This is a genomic window from Streptomyces sp. NPDC088194 (assembly GCF_040702025.1).
Classification (GTDB): domain Bacteria; phylum Actinomycetota; class Actinomycetes; order Streptomycetales; family Streptomycetaceae; genus Actinacidiphila.
The window spans coordinates 34,250-57,587 of record NZ_JBFBIV010000015.1 but is presented as its reverse complement, the minus strand read 5'-3'; the positions used below and the strand labels follow the sequence as shown (position 1 = coordinate 57,587).

Annotated in this window: 17 protein-coding genes; 3 read left to right on the top strand and 14 right to left on the bottom strand. The window is 73.8% G+C overall.

Annotated features, from left to right (window positions below):
• Window positions 1-84 precede the first annotated feature (84 nt).
• Complete coding sequence (locus AB0399_RS10905) at window positions 85-3,204, bottom strand: tetratricopeptide repeat protein (protein WP_366411030.1); 3,120 nt, start codon at window positions 3,202-3,204, stop codon at window positions 85-87.
• 317 nt (window positions 3,205-3,521) lie between these two features.
• Here AB0399_RS10905 and AB0399_RS10900 point away from each other — a divergent pair, with 317 nt between their 5' ends.
• The gene (locus tag AB0399_RS10900; protein WP_366411029.1) at window positions 3,522-5,861 is read left to right on the top strand and encodes a tetratricopeptide repeat protein; all 2,340 of its coding nucleotides are present in this window, start codon (window positions 3,522-3,524) and stop codon (window positions 5,859-5,861) included.
• A 531-nt stretch (window positions 5,862-6,392) separates the two neighbouring features.
• Here the strand turns inward: AB0399_RS10900 and AB0399_RS10895 are convergent.
• Complete coding sequence (locus AB0399_RS10895; RefSeq protein ID WP_366411028.1) at window positions 6,393-7,004, bottom strand: hypothetical protein; 612 nt, start codon at window positions 7,002-7,004, stop codon at window positions 6,393-6,395.
• Window positions 7,001-8,095 (bottom strand): hypothetical protein, encoded by a 1,095-nt coding sequence (locus AB0399_RS10890; protein WP_366411027.1) that lies wholly within the window; start codon window positions 8,093-8,095, stop codon window positions 7,001-7,003. Before AB0399_RS10890 ends, AB0399_RS10895 begins: the two co-directional genes overlap by 4 nt.
• A 680-nt stretch (window positions 8,096-8,775) precedes the next feature.
• Here AB0399_RS10890 and AB0399_RS10885 point away from each other — a divergent pair.
• Entirely contained in the window at window positions 8,776-8,949 is a 174-nt protein-coding gene (locus AB0399_RS10885) for a hypothetical protein (protein ID WP_329369990.1), read from the top strand.
• A 47-nt stretch (window positions 8,950-8,996) separates the two neighbouring features.
• On the opposite strand, the gene AB0399_RS10880 is transcribed toward AB0399_RS10885, so the two are convergent.
• The 6 genes from AB0399_RS10880 to AB0399_RS10855 form a co-directional block, all read right to left on the bottom strand.
• Entirely contained in the window at window positions 8,997-12,194 is a 3,198-nt protein-coding gene (locus AB0399_RS10880; protein WP_366411026.1) for a family 78 glycoside hydrolase catalytic domain, read from the bottom strand.
• Between the two features lie 523 nt (window positions 12,195-12,717).
• The gene (locus tag AB0399_RS10875; protein ID WP_366411025.1) at window positions 12,718-13,149 is read right to left on the bottom strand and encodes a TIGR03668 family PPOX class F420-dependent oxidoreductase; all 432 of its coding nucleotides are present in this window, start codon (window positions 13,147-13,149) and stop codon (window positions 12,718-12,720) included.
• On the bottom strand, window positions 13,149-13,973 hold the full coding sequence (locus AB0399_RS10870) for an LLM class F420-dependent oxidoreductase (protein ID WP_329369985.1): 825 nt from the start codon (window positions 13,971-13,973) through the stop codon (window positions 13,149-13,151). The genes AB0399_RS10875 and AB0399_RS10870 overlap by 1 nt, the downstream gene beginning before the upstream one ends.
• 482 nt (window positions 13,974-14,455) lie before the next feature.
• Entirely contained in the window at window positions 14,456-15,520 is a 1,065-nt protein-coding gene (locus AB0399_RS10865) for a serine hydrolase domain-containing protein (RefSeq protein WP_366411024.1), read from the bottom strand.
• 160 nt (window positions 15,521-15,680) lie between these two features.
• Window positions 15,681-15,848 (bottom strand): hypothetical protein, encoded by a 168-nt coding sequence (locus AB0399_RS10860; protein WP_366411023.1) that lies wholly within the window; start codon window positions 15,846-15,848, stop codon window positions 15,681-15,683.
• Window positions 15,849-15,906: 58 nt separating this feature from the next.
• Complete coding sequence (locus AB0399_RS10855; protein ID WP_366411022.1) at window positions 15,907-16,827, bottom strand: NADP-dependent oxidoreductase; 921 nt, start codon at window positions 16,825-16,827, stop codon at window positions 15,907-15,909.
• Window positions 16,828-16,902: 75 nt separating this feature from the next.
• Between AB0399_RS10855 and AB0399_RS10850 the strand changes: the two genes are divergently transcribed.
• On the top strand, window positions 16,903-17,328 hold the full coding sequence (locus AB0399_RS10850; RefSeq protein WP_329369980.1) for a helix-turn-helix domain-containing protein: 426 nt from the start codon (window positions 16,903-16,905) through the stop codon (window positions 17,326-17,328).
• A gap of 97 nt (window positions 17,329-17,425) precedes the next feature.
• Here AB0399_RS10850 and AB0399_RS10845 read toward each other — a convergent pair whose 3' ends face one another.
• The 5 genes from AB0399_RS10845 to AB0399_RS10825 all read right to left on the bottom strand — a co-directional run bounded on the left by AB0399_RS10845 (window position 17,426) and on the right by AB0399_RS10825 (window position 23,281).
• Window positions 17,426-18,085: an MSMEG_1061 family FMN-dependent PPOX-type flavoprotein gene (locus tag AB0399_RS10845; protein WP_329369979.1), complete on the bottom strand. Its 660-nt coding sequence runs from the start codon at window positions 18,083-18,085 to the stop codon at window positions 17,426-17,428.
• 155 nt (window positions 18,086-18,240) lie between these two features.
• Entirely contained in the window at window positions 18,241-19,290 is a 1,050-nt protein-coding gene (locus tag AB0399_RS10840; RefSeq protein ID WP_366411021.1) for an HD domain-containing protein, read from the bottom strand.
• A 99-nt stretch (window positions 19,291-19,389) separates the two neighbouring features.
• On the bottom strand, window positions 19,390-20,181 hold the full coding sequence (locus AB0399_RS10835; RefSeq protein WP_366411077.1) for an ECF transporter S component: 792 nt from the start codon (window positions 20,179-20,181) through the stop codon (window positions 19,390-19,392).
• 92 nt (window positions 20,182-20,273) lie between these two features.
• Window positions 20,274-22,040, bottom strand: a complete 1,767-nt coding sequence (locus AB0399_RS10830) for an ATP-binding cassette domain-containing protein (RefSeq protein WP_366411020.1) — start codon at window positions 22,038-22,040, stop codon at window positions 20,274-20,276.
• Window positions 22,037-23,281 carry a CbiQ family ECF transporter T component gene (locus tag AB0399_RS10825; protein ID WP_366411076.1) on the bottom strand — a complete coding sequence of 415 codons (1,245 nt, stop codon included), beginning with the start codon at window positions 23,279-23,281 and terminating at the stop codon, window positions 22,037-22,039. The genes AB0399_RS10830 and AB0399_RS10825 overlap by 4 nt, the downstream gene beginning before the upstream one ends.
• Window positions 23,282-23,338 lie beyond the last annotated feature (57 nt).

Below are 23,338 nucleotides of genomic sequence, written 5' to 3'. Positions count from 1 at the left end.
CCGGATGCCGCCTGCCGGATGCCGCCTGCCGCCTGCCGCCTGCCGCCTGCCGCCTGCCGCCTGCCGGATGACAGATGCCGTGCCCTACGCCCTCGGCAGCCGGTGCTTCACCTGGAGCGCGCGGACCCGGGCGCGCAGAGCTTCGGCCTCCTCGGCCGCCCCCTGCTGCCGGCGCAGGTCGGCCAGCGCGGTGAGCGTCGCGGTCTCCTCGGCGGGTGCCTGGATGCGCTCGGCGATGGCGAGGCTGTCCTGGAGGTGCCGTCCGGCCTGCGCGAGCCGGCCGACCCGGTGCTCGGCGATGCCGAGGTCCCTGAGCGTCTCGGCCTCCTCGTGGACCGCGCCGATCTCGCGCGCGACGGCGAGCGCGGCCGTGTGGTGGCCGATCGACTCGTGGAACTGCCCGACCGCTTGCAGGGTCCGGCCGACTCCGTGCAGGGCGATGGCCTCGTTCCGCCGGTCGCCCACGCTGCGCAGCACGGGCAGCACCTCCTGGTACAGCGCGAGGGCCTCGTCCGGTTTCCCGGCGGTCAGCAGCGCGCCCGCCAGGTTCATCTGGAGCGTGGCGCAGTCCACCCGGCTACCGACGTGGCGGGCGAGCCCGAGCGCCTGGCGGTAGGCGGTGTCGGCCTGTTCGAGGTCGCCGAGCTTGGCGTGGGTCTCCCCGAGGTTGTTCAGGGTGCGCCACTCGCCGCGCCGGTCGCGCACCTCCCGGAACTTCCCCAGCGTGTCGAGGAAGACCTCCAGCGCCCGCTCGGGGTCGCCCGTCACCAGTAACAGCGTGCCCAGCATGTTGAGGCTGCGGGCCTGTTGCAGCGCGGGGCCGTCCGCGCGCAGCACGAGGGCGGCGTGGTGGCAGTCGACGGCCTGCGCGTACTGCCCGCCGGCCCACAGGGCGATGCCGAGCTGGTGCAGGGCCTCCGCCTCGATCTCCGGGTCGGCGACCGCCCGGGCCTCGTCGAGCGCGGTGCGCGCGGCGGCGCTCCCCTCGTCGTACTGGCCGCGGTGGATGGACACCGCGGCCAGGTCGAGCAGCGCGCACGCGTACCCGGTCCGGTCGTCGGTGTCCCGCCAGTACGCGACCGCCGCGCGCAGCACGGCGTCGGCGGTCGTCAGGTATCCCTCGGTGTCCAGGAAGCCGGCGAGGACGTGCGCGAGGAGGGCGGTGTCGCGGGCCGACCGGTGCGCGCCGGACCAGGCCAGCACGGCCAGCAGGTTGGGGCCTTCGGTGAGGAGCCAGCGGCTCGGGTCGCCCCGGGTGCCCCAGGGCGCGGGGGCGGGCAGCGAGGTGGCGACCTCGACACGGCAGCGGAACGGGTACACCTGGCGGTCGGCCAGGTCCGCCATGGCCAGGTAGAAGTCGACGAGCCGTTCGACGGCCGCCCGCGTCTCCTCGGGCCCGTCCTCGGCGGCGGCCAGGCCCTGGGCGTAGTCGCGCAGCAGGTCGTGCAACCGGTAGCGGTACGGCGTGGGTTCCTGGAGCAGGTGGCAGCCGAGCAGGCCCTCCAGGGCGCGGTCGGTGTCCTCGACGGACAGCCCACTGAGGGCGGCGGCCGCGTGCGGGCCCACCTCGGGGCCCAGGTGCGTGCCCAGCCGCCGGAAGACCATCCGCTGCAGCGGCGTCAGCGGGCGGTAGGACACCTCGAACGCGCGGGCCAGTTCGCGGCGGCCGTCGCGGATCTGGGGGACGCGGCTGCCGGCGCGGGTCAGGGAGTCCACGAGTTCCGCCGCGCTCCAGGCCGGGCGGGACAGGAAGCGGCTCGCCACGAGTTCGATCGCCAGCGGCAGGAACCCGCACAGCCGGACGATCTGCGCGGTCGCGTCGGCGGTCGGCGCCCGCTCGGCCCCGACCCGGTGCCGGAACATGCTGACCGCGTCGCGCAGCGGCATGACGTCGAGGGTCACCGGCCGCACTCCGGGGATCTCGGTGAGCCGGCGCCGGCTGGTGAGGATGACCAGCGACGGCGACGCCCACGGCAGTAGCGGCCGCACCTGGTCGGCGTCGGCGACGTTGTCGAGGACCAGGATCAGCCGGCGGTTCGCCATCGCGGTGTGCCATGCCGACCTCAGCGCGTCGACGTGCTGCGGGATGCTCGCGACCGGGACGCCGGACAGGTGCAGCAGGTCGGTCAGCGCGTCCGCGACCGGCATCGCGCCGGCCTCCGCGCCGCCGCGCAGGTCCAGGAAGACGCAGCCGTCGGGGTAGCCGTCGCTCAACTGGTGGGCGACGTGGACCGCGAGGGAGGTCTTGCCGACGCCCGGCATGCCGTCCACCGCTTCGAGCGAGACCACCGCGGCCGTGCCGTGCGGGGTGTGGATGCCGGCGGACAGCCGGCTTATCTCGGCCGCGCGGCCGACCAGTTCGATGTCGTGGGGCAGGTTGTCGGTGCGGTCGGGTTCCGGCGCGGGGGGAGGTTCGGCCGGCGCTCCCGGCGCGGGTGGCAGCAGGTCGGCGACCGGGACCCTGCTGAGGATGCCCTGCTGCACGGCCTGTAACCGGGCGCCGGGGGCGGTGCCGAACTCCCTCACCAGCCGGCTCAGGAAGTGGTGCAGCGCGTCGGCCGCCTCGACCGCGCGGCCGGTGCCGTACAGCGCGACGGCGAGCAGTTCCACCAGCGTCTCGTTGGTCGGGTGCGCCTCGGCCAGGGACGCCAGGCGCGGGGCCAGGTCCTGGTAGTGGCCCAGCCGCAGGGCGACGCCCGCCTGGAGCGTGGCCGCGTCCACCTCCTTCCCGTCCATCGCGGCGCGGATGCCCGCCGCCCACGTGCCGGGCAGGCCCGCCAGGGGTTCGCCGCGCCTGAGCCCTTGGGCCTGCCGGAGCAGGTGCAGCGCCTCCTGTCCGTCACCGCGCCGGGCGACCGCGTGCGCCTGGTCGACCAGTCCCACGTACCGGTGCAGGTCGACGGCCGCCCGGTCGGCCTGGAGGACGTAGGTGTGGGTACGGCGCTCCAGCGCGGGAGCGGCCGGTCCCGCGACGTCGTGCAGCGCCCGGCGGATACGGGAGACGTAGGCGTACAGCGCGTCGCGGGGTTTGGCCGGGGGGTTGTCGTCCCAGACCCGGTCGACGAGCCGGTCCACGCTGACGGCGCTGCCCACGTCCCAGGCGAGGGCGGCCAGCACGGTCCGTTCCTTGGTCGACCCGAGGGCGGTCCAGCGTTCCCCGGCACGCAGTTCCACCGGCCCCAGTACGCGTATCTGGAACTCCATCAGTGTCTCCCACCGGACGGTTCCGCTGTACGGGCCGGCCCGCCGCCGACCGGGCCGGCGGACACCCGCACACCGCGACTCAAACGGGCTGTCCTGCCGGACCGAGAAGCCCCCATACCGCCATCGCAGGGTATTCCTTGAAGGGACACCGCGGAACGGGACGTCCGATGCGGGCGTCCCGCGGGCCGCGAGGGGCCGTTGTCGGCGAGGGGCGGGGAAGAATGCGGGACGAGGGTGTGGCCGAGGCTCTGTTATCGGCCAAGTTTTCCGATACCACCGGGCATGGCTCGGCCGCCTGGCAGGAACTCGCGCGACTGGTGGACGACGCGGCCGCGGACGACCCGGTCCTCGCCGCGGCATGGCACGACCTGCAAGCGGACCCCGTCGGCACCGGCGCCGCCGCCGTGTCGGCGACTCTACGCGGCCACGCCGCCGTTCTCGCCGCGTGCGCGGCGCGCAACGGCCCGCTGCTGGACCGGATTCGGCAGTGGATGGCGCGGTTTCCCGCGGCGGGCGGGGGCGTCGACATGGTCGCGAACACTTTGGGCGGCAACGCGCAAGTGCACGGCCCGGTCGTCCAGGCGCGGGACATCACCGGCGGAATCCACGTCCACCAGATGCCGCGGCCCGCCGCGCCGGAACGTCCCATCCCGCGTCAACTCCTCCCCGTCCCCGCGCACTTCACCGACCGGCAGCGGGACCTGCGGGCACTGGACGAGCTGCGCGACGGACGGGAGCCGGGCGTGGCCCAGGTGATCGTGGTCAGCGGCCAGGCCGGCGTCGGCAAGACCGCGCTGGTCTCCCGGTGGCTCGGCTCCCGCACGGCGGAGTTCCCCGACGGCCAGCTCTACGTGGCGCTGCGCGACGGCTCGCCCGGTGACCCGGCGAGCGCGGCGGAGGTGCTCGGGTACCTGCTGCGCGCCTTCGGCGAGACGGTCGAGCCGACCGGCCTCGCCGAGCGCGCGGCCTTGTGGCGCTCGGTCACCGCGGCCCGCCGGTTCGCCGTCATGGTGGACAACGCGCTGACCGCCGCGGACGTGCGCGCCCTGCTGCCCAGCGCGCCCGGCAGCCTCGTCCTGGCCACCAGCCGGCACCGGCTGACCGGCCTGGCCGTGGACGGGGCGGGGTTCTGCCGGCTCGACGTGCTCGGCCCGCGGGCGGCGGAGGAGTTGTTCGCCCGGGGCGCCGGGCGCGCCCGCGCCGAGCGCGAGCCGACGGCGGTGCGGGAGGTCGTCGCGCTGTGCGCCGGGCTCCCGTTGGCGATACGGCTCGCGGCGGCAAGGCTGGCCGCGCGCCCGGACCAGCCGGTGGCGTCGCTGCGCGACGCGCTGACCGCGGGCGCGGGGCTGCTGGGCGAACTACGAGCGGAGGGCACCGACACCGTGCAGACCGTCCTGGACGCGTCCTACCGGGCGCTGCGAGCGGACGCCGCCCACCTCTACCGCTGCCTGGGCCTGCTGCCCGCCACCCGGTTCGATCCGGCGCTGGCGGCCGCCGCGGCAGGGCTCTCCGACGCCGAGGCCGAGCGGCTGATCGAGGTGCTGGTCGAGGCGAACCTGCTGGAACCGGCGGGGGCCGGCCTGTGCCACTTCCACTCCCTGGTGCGGCTGCACGCCGCCCAGCGCGCGGAGGCGGAGGAGACCGCGCCGGCCCGCGAGGACACGCTGCGCCGCTACGTCGACTGGTGCCTGGCCATGGCCACGTCCGCCGAGGAGCTGCTCTCCCCCAGCCACCGCACCCTCCCGCGCGACTACCGCTTCCCGCCCCGGGCGGGTAGGGCGTTCGCCGACGAGAGCGCGGCCCTCGCCTGGCTGGAGACGCACCGCGAGGCCCTCACACCCGCGGTGCGGCTGGCGGCCCGCCACCAGTGGCACGCCGCCGCGTGGCAACTCGCCGACGCGCTGTGGCCGATGTTCCTGCGGCTGCGGCTGTACGACTCGTGGATATCCGCCCACGAGACCGGGCTCGACTCGGCGCGTCTGGACGGTGACACCGCGGGACAGGCGCGCATGCTCACCTCGGGAGGCATCGGGCTGCGCAGCGCCGGCCGTTACGACGAGGCGGCCCGGTGGTTCTCCCAGGCCCTCGACCTCGCCCGCGCCGAGGGCAACCTCCGCGACGAGGCGCAGGCCCTGAGCGGGCTCGGCAGCTCCTACCGGGGCGCGGGGCAACCGGACCGCGCCGCGGCGGCGTACGAACGGGCCCTCGAACTGCGGGAGTCGGTGGGCTACCGCCGCGGCGCCGCGCTGTCCCGGCTGCGCCTGGGCGAACTCGCCCTGGAGCAGGACGACTTCGAGGGCGCCGCCGAGCGCCTGGGCCGGGCCCATCGGGAGTTGGCGGCGGAACACGACCCCTACGACGCGGCCCGGGCCCGTGCGCTCTTCGGGTTCGCCCTGTCCCGAGCCGGCCGCCGCGAGGACGGCGACCGGGAACTGCGGCTCGCCCTGGCCGAGTTCGAGGCGACCGGGTCCGCCTACTGGCAGGCCAGAACCCTGGAGATGCTGGGGCGGCTCGCCGAGCAGGACGGTGACCTGGCCGCCGCGCGGCGGCAGTACGAGGACGCGCTGCGGATCTACGCCGCTGTCAGCCCGGTCGATTCCGAGCGCGCGGAAGGGCGCCTTCGGGATCTGCCGCCGCCCGAAGACGCCTCGTCCTGACGCGGGTTCGGGTTCGCGCAGGTAGGTGCGGTTACTGATCAATGGAGTTCGGTGCGGGTCGGTGGGAGCGCCCGCCGATCGGAGCGGCGCCCGTGGGTGCGGGGCGGTGCGGGTCGGGCTGAGCGCCCGCCGATCGAGGCAGCCCCGTGAGTACGGGGCGGTGCGGGTCGGGTTAAGCGCCCGCCGATCGAGGCAGCCCCGTGAGTACGGGGCGGTGCGGGTCGGGTTAAGCGCCCGCCGATCGGGGCGGCGCCGTGAGTACGGGCCGGTGCGGGCCGGTGGGAGCGCCCGCCGGTTGGGGCGGCGCCGTGGGTGCGGGCCGGTGCGGGCCGGTGGGAGCGCCCGCCAACCGAGACCGCCCCTTGAATACGGGCCGGTGCGGGTCGGGCTGAGCGCCGGCCGGTCGGGGCGGCGCCGTGGGTGCGGATCGGTGCCGTGGGTGCCGGCCGGTGCGGGTCGTTTGCGTACGTGCGGGTCAGTGCTGCTGCGGGTGCCGGCCGATGCGGGAAGTACGCATCGGCGCGGCCTCGTTCACGCCGGGAGGCGGTCGCCGGGTGGCGCGCCCGCCGGCGGGGCCGGGTGCGGCCTGAGCCGCACCTGACCGCCCTGCGGCGCCCGCGGCCCGGCGGGCGCCGCGAGGCAGATCGCCCTCACGCCGGCCCAGGAGCCGCCGAGCACGAGTTCGGCGTGCAGGCACGACACGGCCACGGCCAGTTCGTCGGCCGTCGGCGGGCGCTGCCCGGCCGCCGGGGCCACGGCCACGCACTGGCCGTCGCGGGCCGTCGCGACGCAGCCGCCGCCGGTGGTGGGAACCGCCGCCACCAGGCAGCCGGGGAACCGCGCCAGCATCTCGCCGGCCACCCGCACCGCCGTATCGGGCCGGTGCGCGCAGCCGAGCATGAGGACGTCCGCCCGCTCCGTCCACGGCGAGCCCGCCACCAGTTCCGCGTTCACGTGCTCGTCGACGACCTTGCCCGGTGCGGGCCGCCCGCCACCCGGCAACCGCCGGACGGTGACCCGCGGGCACGCGGACTCCCGCACGACGATCAGCCGGTCGGGGCGGCTCGCACCGCCTGCCTCCTGCCGCCGGTACACGGCCACGACGGCGCGGCGCGGCGCCGTACCCCTTCGCCGCGGCGTCATGCCGCCTCACCCCTCGCGTCCGCCGTCCACCGGTCCAGCGGCGCGGGCGCCGGAACCGGCTCGGGCGGCACCGGGTAGGCGGGCCGCCCGATGCCCAGCAGCCCGTAGACGAGCGCGCGGACGCGCTGGTTGAACCGGCCGGGTTCGGAGGAGAGCCGGGCGGCCACGGCCTCGTACTCCGCGCGCCGGTACTCCTCTGCCGCGTACCGCAGTTGGGTCTCCAGCGGGCGGGCCGTCACCAGCGCCGGGGCGATCCGGGCGAGGGCGGCGGCCGGTGAGGCGTGGTGGACCCGGCGGTGCGGGTAGCGGGCCAGCAGGATGGGTGCGGGTGTGACGGTGGCGTAGGAGGTGACCGAACCGTGGTCGCCCACGACCCAGTTCGCCGCGGCCACCAGCGCGCGCCAGTCGGCCTCCGGCGGCACCAGCGCGACGCCCCTGCGGCGGTAGTCGGCCAGCCACGCGTGCACCTGCCGCCAGCCGTGTCCCGCCCAGATGTTGGGGTGGGTGAGCACCGCCACACGGTAGCGGCGGCGCGGTAACTCGCTGAGCAGACGCGGCAGTAACTCGTCCAGCGCCGAGAAGGACGCGCCCGGGCCCCATGTACTGCAGACCAGCACCAGTTCCTGCCCGGTGCGGAGCCCGAGCGCGGCCCGGTACTCCTCCCGGTGCGGCACGCTCGCCACGAGCCGGTCGTACACCGGGTCGCCCACCACCGTGGCCACGGGCACGCCCTCGGGGCAGTTCCGGGCGAGCGTCGCCAGGTCGTCGCGGTGGGCCAGGGCCACCGCGGCGGGGATCACCCGCCCGTCCCGGGTGAGGTTGTCCCGGCTGAGCATGCCCGGCGGGCGTTCCTGGCCGGGCCGGCCGCGCCAGACCCGCTGGACCTTGATCTGCCCGGCGCCGTGCGATAGGAGCACGAGCGGCGCGCGGACCTGGTCGATGTGCTCCCAGCCCGCCGCGAGCGCCAGGTCGAACTCGCCCCGCACCGCCTGCTCCCACGGGATCACCGGGGCGCCGAGCCGGCGCAGGAACCGCGTCACGCCCTCGCTGAAGGCGTGCGGCGCCACGGTGAAGAAAAGCTGCACCCTCATATCGGAATCGAACATCGGGATGATGTCCGAAAGCCGCTGAGCGTACGTCAGCGTCGTCGCGATCACCAGTACTTTCTTGCAGCCGCGAACCGTCATCCACTGCTCGCGTTCCCAATCCATCGGCCTTTCCGGGCCGATTTCGGCGTGCATAGAAACTCCCCCTCCGCCTGCCCGGACCCCGCGATCCGGGCGACTCGACCCCACCCGCGCCGACGGTTTCGGCGCACCTGATCGGGCCGTGTCGGGGAATTACCCGAGGGGTTCGGAGGATTCCTTGCAGGGAGCTTGCAGCGGCCTTGACGCCCGGGTGCGGGACCCCCACCCCACCCGGCCCGCGCGGGCCCGCGGGGCGCCCGAGGGCCCCGGAACCGCTGGCCAGTGGTTGTCCGGGCCGAGGGGTGCCGGAGCCGCCGTCAGCAGGTCCGCATCCTATCGCGCCCCTTGCGCCAACTGCCTCATGGGCCAAGGGCGTTAGGCGCCAGGTGATCCTTACGCTAGGCTCCCCACGCAACAGCTGGAGCCGACGGACCGGCGCCCCCATGGGCATGCCTGGCCAAGCTTGCCCCGCCCGGAAGCCGCCTCCTCTGCAAGCAGCGTGCGATCACCGTGGCTTGCGCTCGATTGCGCTGCCTTGAAATCCACGCGTCAACTCAGATGAAGCTCTTTGGAGAACCACGTCCGTGAACAAGCCTGTCTTCTCGCCGCGTCTTCTGGCCGTTTCCGCCATTCTCGCCGGCGTGCTCTCCGTGGGGTTTCTCTCCACCACCGCGGAAGCCGCGACCCCGCCCGCGATGGCGAAGGCGATATCACCGAGCGTCTGCATGTCGTACCTCGTCGGCACGAACCAGGCGTAGTTCGACTCCGGCGGGTGAGGGCACGACGCCCCCACCCGCCGTCCTTGTCACCGCGTGAGCGTGAAGTGCCAGTGGCCCGAGGTGACGGCGTACCGGGCCGTGGTGGGGGTGAGGCGCGACAGGTGGGCGCCGGGGGTGGAGTGGAGGTGGGGGGCGGGGGAGCCGAGGAGGGGGACGGTGACCGTGGCGGTGGCGTTCGCGGGGATCGTGACGTCGAGTACGTAGGAGCGGGCGGTACGGGTCCAGGTCGAGGTGACCGGGCCGCGGACGGTCTGCACCGAGGCGGAGACGTGGGTGAGGCCGGTGGGCACCTGGGGTGCGACCGCGAGGGTGCCGTAGCCCGCGCTCGTCGCGCTGATCCCGCCGAGCACGGAGGTGAAGGAGGCGTTGATGCCGCTGAACATCGCGTGGTCGTGGGACTCCATGCTGGAGTCGTAGGTCCACTCCTCCCAGTCGGTGGTGGCCCCCTGGGCGATCTCGTACCCGAAGCCGGGGTACGACTTCTGGTCCAGGACGCTCGTCGCGAGGTCGGTGCGGCCGATGGCGGTGAGCGCGTCCATCAGGTAGCGGGTGCCGAAGATGCCGGTGTCGAGGTGGCCCTGGTTGGCGACGGTGATGGTGTGGACGAGCTGGTCGCCGACGGCGGTGAGGTCGGCCGCGGGGACCATGCCGAAGGCGAGCGGCAGGATGCTGGTGGTCTGCCGGCCGTCGGCGTAGCCGTCGTGTGCGGAGTTGAGGAAGGCCGCGTTGAACGCGTCCTTGATGTCCGAGGCGAGGCCGGTGAAGTGCGCGGCGCCGGCGGTGTCGCCGAGCGCCTGGGCGGCCAGCGCGGTGTCGGACGCCTGGAGGTAGGACAGCGCGGTGTTGACCAGTGAGACCTCGCTGGTGCAGGAGCCGACACCCGGGCTGCCGAGGCCGCCGTTGACGCCGGGGCCGTAGACCGGCGGGCACCAGTCGCCGAAGCCGTGGTCGGCCGGCCAGATGTGCCCGGGGACGTCGGTCGCGTTCTTGTCGACGAACGCCTTCATCGCCGGGTACATCGCGGCGAGCGTGGCCCTGTCGCCGTACTGCTGGTAGAGCGTCCAGGCCAGCGAGATCTGGTCGCCGCCCATGTCCGGGTTCTGCGCGTTGCCCGCGTCGTTGGGCAGCGCGGTGCCCGGCGGCATGTCGCGCAGGTAGCTCGCGTAGAAACGGTCCATCGCGAACTCGCCGGTGGAGGCGTCGTGGTACGCCTGCACGTCCATGCCCGGGGGCGTGCGCTCGTCGCGGACCGGGTTGTCGGTGGGCAGGCTCATCGAGTTGTTGAGGATGGTGCGCTGGTTGTTCTGCCAGATCCGATCGAGCGTCGGGTCGGAGGAGTCGAAGGTGGCGGTCGACGCCACGTCCGCGTGCACGACCCGCCCCGAGATCGAGTCGAGGGTGGGCGTGCCCGGGTAGCCGGTGACCTCCACGTACCTGAACCCGTGGTAGGTGAAGCGGGGTTCGTACGTCTCGGTGCGGCCGGTGCCGGCCAGCGTGTAGCGGTCGGTGGCGGCGGCGCTGCGGTTGGTCCTGGTGTCGAGCATGCCGTCGGCGCCGACCTCCTCGGCGGTGCGCATCCGCACGGTGGCGCCGGCCGGGCCCTTCACCCGCAACTGCTCCCAGCCCGCGATGTCCTGGCCCAGGTCGTAGACGTAGACGCCGGGCTGGGGCTGCGTCATGCGCACCGGGCGCAGCGTCCGCGTGACCCGCACCGGCGGGACGTCGTCGGCGACGAGGCTGCCGCCGGGCGCGGCGACCGCCGTCACCGGGTGCTGGTCCGAGGTGGCGAACCCGGGGCTGTCCCAGCCCGGTTGGGCCTGGCGCGCGTCGTAGGTCTCGCCGCCGTACATGTCGTCTGCGGTGATCGGGCCGTTCGACCAGGTCCAGCCGGAGCCGGTGGTGACCGCCTGGCGGGTGCCGTCGGTGTAGGTGACCTCCAGCAGCATCGTCGCCTGCTTCGGGCCCAGCCACCGGAAGCCGTACGGGCTGAACCGCGGCCCGTAGCCGTTGCCGAGCCAGATCCCGACCGCGTTGGCGCCGGAGCGCAGTTGGGAGGTCACGTCATAGGTCTGGTACAGGTCCCGCTGGTCGTACGGGGTGTCGGCGGGGCTGAGGACATCGTCGCCGATCTTGTGGCCGTTGACGTGGAGTTCGTACAGGCCCAGGCCGTCCACGTAGGCGCGGGCACTGGCGATCTTCTTGCCGCCGAGCGTGAAGTCGTGGCGCAGCATGGGGGCGGCGGGGCTGGTGTCCAGCAGTTCGATGCCGGAGGTGGGCTCCAACTGGCCGTTGCTGACCTGTGCTTGCGGGAAGGACGGGTCGGGGTCGGCGGCGAAGTCGTCGGAGAAGAGGGAGTTGCCGTCGAGGCCGTGGACGGCGAGCGCGCCGTAGAGCGAGTCCTCGGTCGAATCGCCGACGCGGAAGCCGATCGTGCCCTGGGTGAAGGTGTGGTCGGTGAGGGTGTTCACCAGGGTGCCGTCGATCCAGGTGCTGATCGTCGGGCCGTCCGCCTCGATCCTCAAGTGGTGCTTGTCGCCCACGTTCTGCTGCGTGATCACCTGGCTGACGTCGACGTCGGGCACGATGTGGCTGAAGGAGCCGCCCACTTCGGCGTGCGGGCGCAGCATGACCTTGCCCGGGTCGACCTCGGAGTTGATCTGCCACATCAGCAGGTTGCTCGCGTCCTGCGCGCGGAAGAGCACGCTCGCCGCGCCCTTGCGGATGGTGAAGTCCACGTCCAGGTCGAAGTCCGACCAGTTGCCCTGCCCGGCGGTGTCCGGGCTGATCCACTGCGCGCCCTGCCAGTCGGCCGCGTGCAGCAGCCCCGTCTCCCACCAGGTGGACGGCGCCCAGCCGGACCCGGCGCCCTGGCCGTCCCACACCTGGACCGTCCAGAAGTAGCGCTGCGAGGAGCGCAGCGCGGGACCGCCGTACGGCACGCCCACGGACGCGGCCGAGCCGACCTTCCCGCTGTCCCACACGTCGGCGCGCCCCGGCGTGAGCCGGTCCTGCGTGCTCGCCACGAGAATCCGGTACGCCGTCTGCCGCGCGCCGTTGACCGGCGAGCCCAACTGCCAGCTCAGGCTGGGGTGGGCGTCGTCGATGCCCAACGGGTGTGCCGTGTAGTCCGCTTGAAGGTCCGTCACCTTCATCCGTGGCGACGCCGCGTGGGCGCCCGCGGCCGGCAGGAACAGCGCCAGTACGGCGCAGAGCAGCGCGGCCACGGCGCCGCGGCTTCTCCCCCGGCCCCGGCCGGCCCCGGCCCGGCTCCCCCGGGTACGACCCCGGGCCCCGGTCGGGACCGCGGCCGAAGCCGTTTCCGGCTTCTGCGTTGACGGCGACACTGCGGCACCTCCGGGGCGGGCGGCGAGGCGAAACGATTGCTTGAATCGATTCAAGCCTCATGTACGTCGGCGACGTTACATCAGGCGGTTCGGCGCGTACAGAGGAAGCGCGGGCGGACCGTCGGCGGCCGTATGGGGAGAACCGGTGGTGCGGGGTGCCGCGGGCGCGTGGGGATCGGGGCGCGCGGGACCGTACGGACGGGGGCGTGCAGGCGTGGGGTCGGGCCGCGCCGACCGTACGACCGGGTGCCGGGGCACGCGGGATCGATCCGCGCGGGACCGGACGATCGGGCGCCGCGGGACCGGACGTTCGGGTCGCGCCGGCCCCGTACGATCGGGCGCCGCGGACTCGTACGATCCGGTCGCGCCGGACCGTACGATCAGGCCGCGCGGGCGCGGCGGATCAGGTCGCGCGCCAGCCGGTCCACGTGGTGACGACGACCTCCACGACCTCGCCGGACGGCGGCCGATCCGCGTAGTGGCGCGGGTACCTGGCCACGAGCAGGGCGGTCAGGCGCGCCGCTTCGGCGGACCGCGCGGCGGGGGGCAGCACCCGCGCCCGCCCGTCCGCGCGGGCCCACCACAGCCGGTCCCAGTCCTCGTGGTAGCCGTCGACGAGCAGCGAAACCGCCGCATTGGCACGGATGTTGGCGAGTCGTTTGAGCCGGGGCGAACGCTTGGGCTTGTGGTCCACCGCCATGGCCAGCCGGTCCCCGGCCACCGCGAAGACCGCCGGGACCAGGTGCGGGCGGCCGGCGGCGTCCACGGTCGCCAGCCGGGCGATCGGGGACGCCGCGAACCGTTCGCGAGCCTCGGTTCCGCTCAGCGCGGGCATCAGCTGAAGCGGCCCGCCAACTCGGCGCAGCGGTCGAGATGCGCGAGGGCGGCCGGTTCGGGGTCGGACGGCAGGTAGAACTGCACCCGCTCGACGCCGAGTTCCGCGTACGCCTCGATCGTCTCGGGCTCAACGGGCGCCGCGTAGACCGTGACCGGGACGTCGCGGCCGGCCAGGGCGCGCAGTTCCTCGATCCGCTCCTTCAGCACCTTCGGCGGCAGGCTGTTGGCGAGCCAGGCGTCACCGAGTTCGACGACCCGGGGGAAGGCGCCCTGGCCGCCGCCGACGTAGATCGGCGGGTGCGGCTGCTGGACCGGCTTCGGCCACGCGTAGACGGGGTCGAAGTCGACGAACTCGCCGTGGAACTCGGCTTGTTCCTTCGTCCACAGCTCGATCATCGCGCGCAGCCGCTCGTTGGCGAGCCGGCCCCGGACGGCGGGGTCGGTGCCGTGGTTCGCCATCTCCTCGCGGTTCCAGCCGACCCCGATGCCGAAGACGACCCGGCCCCCGGAGATCAGGTCGAGCGAGGCCACCTCCTTCGCCGTGTGGATCGGGTCGCGCTGGGCGACGAGCGCGATGCCCGTGCCCACCAGCAGCCGCTCGGTGACGGTCGCGACCGCGGCCAGCGCCACGAACGGGTCCAGAGTGCGGTAGTAGATCTCGGGCAGTTCGCCGCCGCCGGGGTAGGCCGAGCGGCGGTCCGCCGGGATGTGGCTGTGCTCGGCGATGAACAGCGAGTCGAACCCCCGTTCCTCCAGGGCCCGCCCCAGGGGCGCGGGGCGGATGCTGCGGTCGGTGATGAACGTGGAGATCCCGAACTTCATACAGCTGGCTCCTCATCGCTCTTTCGCGCGGAGCGCTACGCTCCGGCACTCCCCGTACAGGAATATCACCCGGAGGCCGTGGATCACGACGCCGACGTCCCGGAGGGGGCCGTGACGGTGGGGCCGCGACGGGGGCGCCGTACCGGCGGGCAGGTCGACGCCGGAGTGGACCATCGGCGAGCACGTGCGTGCCGCCGGCATTGACGCGGCCCCACCCGGCGGCCACTGGACCCCGCCGGCGTGCTGCTGTCGATCAGCGGGCTCGTGGCGTTGGCCTACGGGCTGATCCGGCAGGTGGCCGCGTGGAGTCGTACCGACCCGCTGCCGGCTGGAGGTTGTCGGGGTCGTCGGGGTCGTCGACGAGGTGGCCGCTGTACGTGCCGTGGGCGCAGGCGAAGGTGCGGCCGTCGGGGAAGCCGAGCGGTTCGAGGGCGCCGCGCAGGGGGGTGGCCGTCCGTTGGACGCCGTCTGCGCATCGGCGCTCATGGCCTACGGCGTCCGGGTTGTCGGAGGTCGCGGTAGAGCGCGTCGATGACACGCCGGTCACGGCTGAGTCTGTCGGCGGCGCCGGTGTTCCCGTTGAAATACAGGGAGACGGTGAGGCCGGCTTCGGGATCTGCGAAGACCAGGCACGCCGTTCCTCCCAACGCGCCAAAGGACGCAGGCGAGGCAGGTCCGAAGTTCTCAGCGGCGAGGACCATGCCCAGTCCCCAGCGCCGGGCGCGCCCGGCGGACTCGTCGATCAGCGTTGGCGGTCGCTGATCGGTGACCAAGGCGGCACAGGTCTCGGGCGAGAGGACACGTCGGCCGTGCCGTGTACCAACCTGCCGTACCATCTCGCAGATCTCGGCGGCATCACCGAACGGGCCCGCCATGCAGGCGCTGGGATACCCCATGCTGACGTCGAAACGCGCGACGCGGGAGGCCAGTTCGGCCGGGCCGAACCACGGCACGTCGACGACGTCGGCGCCGGGAGGAGCCCCCAGTCGAGAGGTCAACCGCAGGGGCGCAGCGACCTGTTGGTGCAGGAAGTCCGCGAACGGTCGCCCGCTGCCTCGTCGCACGATCTCGTCGAGGAGCAGATACCCGGCGTGGCCGAGGTAGGCCGCTCGGGTGCCAGGCGTCCAATCGGGGTCGGCGTCACCGCGCAGTACCAACTCCAGCAGGGCATGCCTGCCGTCGGCGAACCGTCGGCCGGTCTCACGGTCGACGGCCCGCAACGGCGCAGTGTGGGTCAGGAGATGCTCGATGCGGATGTCATCCTTGCCAGGTCCGGCGAACTCCGGAAGGTGCTGTACGACGCGATCGTTCGGGTGCAGCAGGCCCAGTTCCCATGCGCGGGCAACGGCCACGGTCGCCGCCAGCTTCGATGCCGAGAACCACGGCACGACAGTGTCCGCCGCCATCGCCTGAGTCGAAGTGGCGTCACCGACAGCGAGGTCCAGGACCTCCTCGCCGTCATGCAGCACGCGCAGTGCGGCACCGAGGCAACGCCCCTGCGACACGACCTCGGCCAACGCTTCCTCGACCGCGTTAAATTGAGTCATCGTCGCATCATCCACGGGCCGGTGCGGGAGAAGCAGCCCCTACGCGAGCGGCGAACATCGGCGAACATGTCCGGGAAAGGCTCCCGACGAACTGGGGCCCGAGGGTACGGGGCGGCTCCCCGGTACGGGGCGGCTTCCGCGGACGTCCCGGCTCACCACGTCAGTCCACCACGTCGACGCACGGCAGCGGCTCACCACGTCGGCCCACCACGTCGACGCACGGCAGCGGCTCACCACGTCGGCCCACCACGTCGACGCACAGCAGCGGCTCACCACGTCGGCCCACCACGTCGACGCACGGCAGCGGCTCACCACGTCGGCCCACCACGTCAGCCCACCGCGTCAGCCCACGACATCAGCTCACCGCATCGGCCCACGACATCCGTTCACGGCACCAGCACCAGGCGACCGCGCAGGCCGCCCGCCGCCAACCTGCGGTGCGCCTCGCCGACTTCGTCCAGTGGCAGGACGTCGGCGACCCGGGGACGCAGCCCTGCGGCGGCCAACTCGGCGAGGCGGGAGCCGTCCGCGCGAATCCAGACGTTGCCCACCCGGATGCCGCGCAGCGGCGTCGGCGCGTTGCCCAGCACACCGACCAGCGAGCCCCCGCCGCGCACCGCGTCCAGCACCGGCATGCCCACGGACGCCGCGTCGACCGCGGCGTGCACGCCGCCCGGTACCAAGTCGCGTACCGCGGCGGGCAGATCGGCGGTACGCGGCACGAAGAACTCCGCGCCGAGACCGCGCACCAACTCCTCGTCGCCGCCGCCCGCGACCGCGACCACCCGCACGCCGGCCAGCGCGGCGAGCCGCACCGTGTAGCCGCCCACCGACCCGGCCGCTCCGGTGACCAGCAGCGTGTCGCCGGGCTCGACGCGAGCGATGTCGAGCGCCTGAGCAGCGGTGAGCCCGCCCAGCGGCAGGGTCGCGGCAGCCACCAGGTCGGTGCCCGCCGGCACCGCGGCGACCGCGTCCGCGTCCAGCACCACGTACTCGGCCTGCGTCTTGAGCGGCAGCGCCAGCCGGTCGGACAACCCGATCACCGCGTCGCCGGGTCGGAAGCCGACAACCTCGGGCCCGAGCGCGTCGACGGTGCCGGCGACATCCCAGCCGAGGCCGACGACCGCCCGCTCCGGGAGCAGGCCGCCCGCCGCGAGCGCGCCGGAACGGGTCTGGAGGTCCACCGGGTTGACTGCCGCGGCGGCGACCCGTATCCGGACCTGGCCGGCACCCGGTTCCGGCACGGCCACCTCCGCCACCTCAAGGACTTCCGGGCCGCCGAAGGAACGAACGATCACAGCTCTCATGACCACGAACATACGGAGTGTTACTCTCCATCGGGAAGTACGCACTTCGGAGTGCCTACCCGACCCGGGAGTGCCATGGCCACCCGCACCGCCGCCCAGCGCCGCGCCGACGAGCGCGCCGCCTACGACGCCTACCTCGCCACCTGCCCGGCCCGCCAACTGCTGGACCGGATCAGCGACAAGTGGGTGAGCCTGGTGCTGAACGCGCTGGCCGACGGGCCGCGGCGGTACAGCGACCTGAACCGGATCATCGCCGGGGTCAGCCAGAAGATGCTCACCCAGACGCTGCGGACGCTGGAACGCGACGGCCTGCTCACCCGCACGGTGACGCCGTCGGTGCCGGTCCGGGTGGACTACGGGCTCACCCCGCTCGGCCGCAGCCTGCTCCCGGTGATGACCGCGATCAAGGCATGGGCCGAGTGCCATATCGAGGAGGTCCAGAGCGCCCGCACGGACTACGACCAGGGCGTGGCAGCGGCGCCGCCCGTACCCGGTCCGTGAGCCGCGGGCCCGGGTCCCCGGGAATCACGGCATCCGGAGTCAGGGCCACCGGAATCAGAGCGACCCGTGAGGTGGGCGGCTCGCGCGGGTCCGGGCGTTACTCGTAGCGGTACTTCAGCGAGTCCGCCTCCGCCTGCTCGATGTCGGCGATCGTCAGTTCCGGCCTGCGCAGTTGGGCCAGCGTCACCTCGGCCGAGGCCGGCTGGGCGTCGGCCGGCAGCCACTCCTCCGGCTTCCAGGCCGCGCTGCGCATGAGCGACTTGGGGCAGTGCGGGTAGACCTCCTCGATCCCCAGCACCAGCGCGCTGGCCGGCGGCTTGCCGACGGCGGTCAGTTGGGAGAGCAGTTCCGGGCGGGTGGAGACGCAGGCCCGGCCGTTCACCCTGAGCGTCGTGGTGCGCCCCGGGATGATGAACAGCAGCCCGGCCCGGCCGGTGGCGATGACGTTCTGCAGGGTGTCCAGCCGCTTGTTGCCGGTCGCGTCGGGTATCGCCACCGTCCGTGCGTCCAGGACGGCGACGAACCCGGCGGGGCCGCCGCGCGGGGAGACGTCACAGTTGCCGTCGGCGTCCGCGCTGGCGACCAGGACCAGCGAGGAGCAGCCGATCAACCGGCGTGTCTGCTCGGTGAGTTCGCTCATCTGCTTGCGCACGGCCGCGTCGCTGGGCGGCTGGTAGATCCGACGCAGCGCGTCCTGGTCGCGCACGGCGTCGAGACGGAGTGAGTCGAAGGCGCTGCCGGCAAGGGACGTCGTCATGCCATCGACCCTAACCGGCCGCCTCGCGCCCGCACTTGGCCGATGCACGTGGAGTCGTGGCAGACGTGGAGTCGTGCAGACGTGGAGTCGCGGAGACGTGGGGACGCGGAGACGTGGGGACCTGCGGACGTGGGGACGGCACCGCGAGCGGGCACTCAGCTCCACCGGACATGGAAGTCGGTGGCCAGCGAACCCAGCGCGTCCAACTCGGCGGCCAGCTCGGGCGCGGACACCTCGATCGGCTGCCCCTCCACCAGCGGCGCGGAACGGTAGATCTTGCGCAGCGAGAAGTCCTCGCCACAGCCATCCCCGGGGGCATGCCCGACCGTCACCCGCAACCGGTGCGGCTCGTACCGGATCATGGCGCTCTCCGCGCGCGTGGCGGCGCAGGCGTCGAACGCGGACCACAGCTGCGGATCGGTCATCCGGGCCAGCCGGTCGGGGGTGAGGGTGGTGTGGTCGAGCAGCCGGCCGGCCAGCCGCCGGACCACCGCGACCGGACCCACGTTGTCCCACGAGGTATGCAGCCGGGCCTCCGCGCAGACCAGGCCGACCAGTGACGCGGCGCTCTCGCGGTCCGCCGACACCACGGCGTCCTTGAGGACGAGCCGGCCCAGCAGCACGGCGGGATCGGCATCGAGACGTCCGGCCGCGCGTCCGCTGCGCACGTAGGAGTCGAGATGGTCGAGGTTCAGCAGCCCGGAGCGGTTGGTGAGGGGCGAGGCGGGCTGCCCGCCGAGCGCGACGGCGACGTCCTCGGTACGGATCGCGTACTGCTCCAGCACGCCACGGATCGGGTCGGTCCGCAGCAACCGCAAGCCGATGGCGTGGTGGTCGAGGCCCCGGACGCCTTCGAAGGTGTGGCTCAACGGCAGGTGGCCGATGTCGTGCAACAGCGCCGCGACCCGCAGGAGTTCGTCCCGCGGACGGAAGTGCGCGACCAGCGCGAGGACACCGAGGGTGTGCTCCAGCCGGGAGTACGACTGCAAGGTGCTGATCGTCGAGGCCCCCGCGTGCGCGACGAAGTGCAGGCGCCGGAGCGGCTCGGTACGCAGCAGGTCGACTTCCACGGGGGTCAGGCGCACGGGTACTCGCCAGAGCGGGTCGGTGAACTCCGCGGCCAGGCCCACGACGTTGGTCGGGACGGGCCGGGCCCTCTCGGCCATGCCGCCCTGCGACGCGCTCTGATCCTTCCGGCTGTCCACCCGGTCACTTTAGGCCGGACGGGCGGTGGGACGGAGGAACCTATGGGCGGATACGGGGATACCCGGACCCGCGGACGCCGTCTGCGCGTTGCCGACGCGTCACTGCGGCGGGGTCGGGGCCGGCGGCGGGAGCGGGTCCGTGAAGTGGATCGCGGGGGTGAAGTTGGCGCGGCGGGCCGCGCGGCGGAACGTGGTGAGGACGGCCGGGCCGGCGACGAGGACGCAGACGAAGTTGGTGACGGCGCGGCCGGTGTCCCATCCGAGGGAGGTCGCCGCGTCGAAGGCGAGGTAGCGGTGCCACTGCTCGGTGAAGGGCAGGCCGGGCAGGTAGGCGAGGGAGCTGCCGGGGTCGAGCGAGAAGGGCCAGAAGGAGAGGTTGAGCAGGAAGCCGAAGAGGTAGCCGGACGCGGAGCCGTAGACCGCCAGCATCAGCACTTCCCGTTTGCCGCGGGCGCGCGGGAGGAGGCCGGCGAGCATGCCGACGAAGGCGCAGCCGAACATCTGGTACGGCATCCAGGGGCCGACGCCGCCGGTGAGGAGGGCGGAGGCGAACAGCGAGGTGCAGCCGAGGGTGAAGCCGAAGCCGGGGCCGAAGACGCGGCCGGCCAGCACCAGGACGAAGAAGACCGTCTCCACGCCCGCGGTTCCGGCGCCGAGCGGGCGCAGGGCCGCGTTGACCGCGGAGAGCACCCCGAGCATGGCCAGCGCCTTCGCGTCGATGCCGCCGTCGGCGATCTCCGCGAAGACGACGGCGAGCACCAGGACGAGCAGCACCCCGAAGATCAGCGGCGGCGCGTAGGAGGCGCCGAACCGGCCGGGCGCGACGACGAACGGCCAGAAGAAGGCGACCGCCCCGATGAACGCGGCGAGCACCACGGTCACGGTGGCCATGGCGTGCAGCCGCACCGCGCTGGTACGGCGCTCCCCGGTCGTACGGTTCCCCGCGGCCGCGTGGTCGTCCGCGGGCCGGGCGGCGGGCGCGCTCATCGGGAAGCCTCCGCCGTGCCGAGGTCGTCCAGGCCGCCGAGGCCATCGAGCGCGGTGGCGACCTGGGGGACGGTGAGGTACGGCAGCGGCGCGAGGATCTTGGCGGTCTGCGGGGCGAACGCGGGCGAGGCGACGATGATCTCCGCCGTCGGGCCGTCGGCGACGATCTCGCCCTCGGCCATGACGATCACCCGGTCGGCGCTGGAGGCGACGAATTCGACGTCGTGGGTGGCGATCACGACGCTGCGGCCCTCGGCGGAGAGCGTGTCGACGATCTGGATGAGGGCCCGCTTCGCCTGGTAGTCGAGCCCGCGGGTCGGCTCGTCGAGCAGGACGACCGTGGGCGCGGTGGTGAGCTGGATGGCCAGCACCAGGGAGAGTTTCTGGCCCTCGGACAGGTCGCGGGGGTGGGTGTCGTCGGCGATGCCGGGCGCGAGCCGGTCGAGGATCGCCCGGGCCGCGGGCGCGCCCGCGGTGTCGGACTCCCGGTCGGCCTGGGCGAGTTCGGCGCCGACGGTCTCCAGGTAGAGCAGGTCGGTGGGGGTCTGCGGGACGAGGCCGATCGGGCCGCGCCGTTCGGCCGTACGCGCCCGGCGCCGGCCGAACCAACCGCGCTGCGGGGGCTGTTCGGCGCCGACCGGGGCTGCCTCCTGCCCGCCCCCGACCCGTACGGTGCCGGCCTGGCGCGGGCCCGCACCGTGCAGCGCCCACATCAGCGAGGACTTGCCGGAGCCGTTGCGGCCCATCAGCGCGGTGACCTGCCCGGCCCGCAGGTCGAGGTCCACCTCGCGGACGGCGATCACCTCGCCGTAGCGGACCACGACGCCCTTGGCGCTGAGCACCGGTACGGCCGGCTCCGCGGCGACGGGCTCGGCGGCGGCCGGCTCCGCGGCGGCGCGGTCAACGGCCCCCGCCTCGGGCGCCGTTGGGCGCGGCGGCGGCACCGGAAGCGGTGTGAGCCGTTCGCGCAGCGGCGCGGCGGCGCGGCGGGCGTCACGTACGGACAGCGGGAGCGGGTCCCACCGTGCGAGGCGGCCCAGGTCCACCACCGGGGGCGCCACCGTGGACGTGCGGAATACGGTGCCGGGCGGGCCGTCGGTGACGGTGCCGTCGCCGGTGAGGTGGATGACGCGGTCGGCGTACTGCACGACGCGTTCCAGCCGGTGCTCGGCCAGCACCACGGTCACCCCGAGGTCGTGCACGAGGCGGGTGACGGCGGCGAGCACGTCCTCGGCGGCGGTCGGGTCGAGCGCGGAGGTGGGCTCGTCCAGGACGAGGACGCGGGGGTGGGCGGTGAGCACGGAGCCGATCGCGACCCGCTGCTGCTGGCCGCCGGAGAGTTCGCTGAGCGCGCGGTGCCGCAGGTCGGCCAGGCCGAGCAGGTCGAGGGTCTCCTCCACCCGCTTGCGCATCACGTCCGCGGGAATCGCCAACTGCTCCATGGCGTAGGCGAGTTCCTCCTCCACGGTGTCGGTGACGAAGCCGGCCGAGGGGTCCTGGCCGACCACGCCGACGACGTCGGCGAGTTCACGTGGCGGGTGGTGCGCGGTGTCGCGGCCGTCGACGGTGACCCGCCCGGCCAGGGTGCCGCCGGTGAAGTGCGGCACGAGGCCGTTGATCGTGCCGAGCAGCGTGGACTTGCCGGCGCCGGTGCGGCCCACCACCAGGCACAGTTCGCCCTCCTCGATCCGCAGGTCCACCGCCCGCAGCACGGGCGCGGCGGTTCCGTCGTAGCGGACGCTGACCTGGTCGAAACGGATCACAGCAGGGCCTCGCGGTGGTTGTCGTCGGTGTCCTGGGCGGAGGTGGGCGCGGGCGCGGAGTTCCCAGGCGCCGCGGATGTCCCGGCCTTGCCGGTCCTGCCGGATGTCCCGGTCCTGCCGGACTTCCCGGTCTTCCGGCCCGCCTGCTGGGAGGTGGCCGTCGCCCGGCCGGGAGTGCGCGCGGGCGGCGGCGCGGCGAAAGCGGCGACCCCCGCGAGCAGCACCGCGGCGGCGGGCAGCAGCGGCAGCGACGGCCAACGCAGCGGATACAGCGACGGGTTGAGGTCGCTCGCGCTGTACCCGACGGTGAGGAACAGCACGACGGCGGTGGCGCAGCCGAAGCCGGCCACCACCCACTCCGCGGCGCGCCACGGGTCGGGCCGGTAGCTGGTGCGGCGCACCCGGCGACCGCCGAGCGCGAGCCCGGCGCAGCACAGCAGCGAGCCGGCCAGCAGCGCGGGCAGGCCGAGCGCGCGCGGAGTGGTGCCGTCGAGCAGCCCGTAGACGCCGGTGCACAGGCCGAGCATGCCCACCAGCATCAGCGCGCCGGTCGCCCGGCGGGAGGCGCGGGTGGCGTTGCCGGCCCGGCCGTAGCCGCGCGAGTCCATCGCGGCGGCCAGGTACAGCGACCGCTCCAGCGCGTCCTCCAGCACCGGGATGACGATGCTGCGCAGCGCGCGCAGCCCCCTGGCCCGGTCCGCGCGCAGCCGGCGGGCGCGGGCCACCCGCTGCACGCTCTCGACGAGTTGGGGCGCGACGCTCATCGACACCGTGACGGCGACGCCGAGTTCGTACAGCGCGCCGGGCAGCACGCGCAGCGCGCGCTTGGGGTTGGCGAGGGTGTTGGCGGCGCCGATGCAGCACAGCAGGCAGGCCAGCCGCAGCCCGTCGACGGCCGCGGACAGGGTGGCCTCCAGCGAGACCGGGCCGCCGAGCTGGATTCCCGCGTACCAGTGGGGAGTCGGGATGTGCGGCAGCGAGAACATGATGTGGTCGGCGGGGGTGATACCGGAGGCGAAGACGCAGCGGAACGCCACCCGGATCACGATCACCGTCAGGGCGAGCCACAGGTAGTACTTGAAGCCCTTCGCCCAGGGCGCGTCGGTACGGCGCTCGGTGACGACGTAGCCGAGCACGACCAGCACCAGGCCGAGCAGCAGCGGGTTGGTGGTGCGGCTGACCGCGGTGGCCAGGCCGATGCCCCAGATCCACCAGGCGATCGGGTGCAGGGTGCGCGGCAACCGCCGCCCGGAACCGGCCGGTTGAGCCGGTTGAGCCGGTTGAGCCGGCTTCGCCGG

Coding starts and splice junctions, on each gene's coding strand:
- AB0399_RS10835 (WP_366411077.1), bottom strand. CDS start 20,181: ATGGCCACCGTGACCGTGGTGCTCGCCGCGTTCATCGGGGCGGTCGCC.
- AB0399_RS10890 (WP_366411027.1), bottom strand. CDS start 8,095: ATGAGGGTGCAGCTTTTCTTCACCGTGGCGCCGCACGCCTTCAGCGAG.
- AB0399_RS10845 (WP_329369979.1), bottom strand. CDS start 18,085: ATGACGACGTCCCTTGCCGGCAGCGCCTTCGACTCACTCCGTCTCGAC.
- AB0399_RS10895 (WP_366411028.1), bottom strand. CDS start 7,004: ATGACGCCGCGGCGAAGGGGTACGGCGCCGCGCCGCGCCGTCGTGGCC.
- AB0399_RS10850 (WP_329369980.1), top strand. CDS start 16,903: ATGGCCACCCGCACCGCCGCCCAGCGCCGCGCCGACGAGCGCGCCGCC.
- AB0399_RS10855 (WP_366411022.1), bottom strand. CDS start 16,827: ATGAGAGCTGTGATCGTTCGTTCCTTCGGCGGCCCGGAAGTCCTTGAG.
- AB0399_RS10905 (WP_366411030.1), bottom strand. CDS start 3,204: ATGGAGTTCCAGATACGCGTACTGGGGCCGGTGGAACTGCGTGCCGGG.
- AB0399_RS10870 (WP_329369985.1), bottom strand. CDS start 13,973: ATGAAGTTCGGGATCTCCACGTTCATCACCGACCGCAGCATCCGCCCC.
- AB0399_RS10875 (WP_366411025.1), bottom strand. CDS start 13,149: ATGCCCGCGCTGAGCGGAACCGAGGCTCGCGAACGGTTCGCGGCGTCC.
- AB0399_RS10865 (WP_366411024.1), bottom strand. CDS start 15,520: ATGACTCAATTTAACGCGGTCGAGGAAGCGTTGGCCGAGGTCGTGTCG.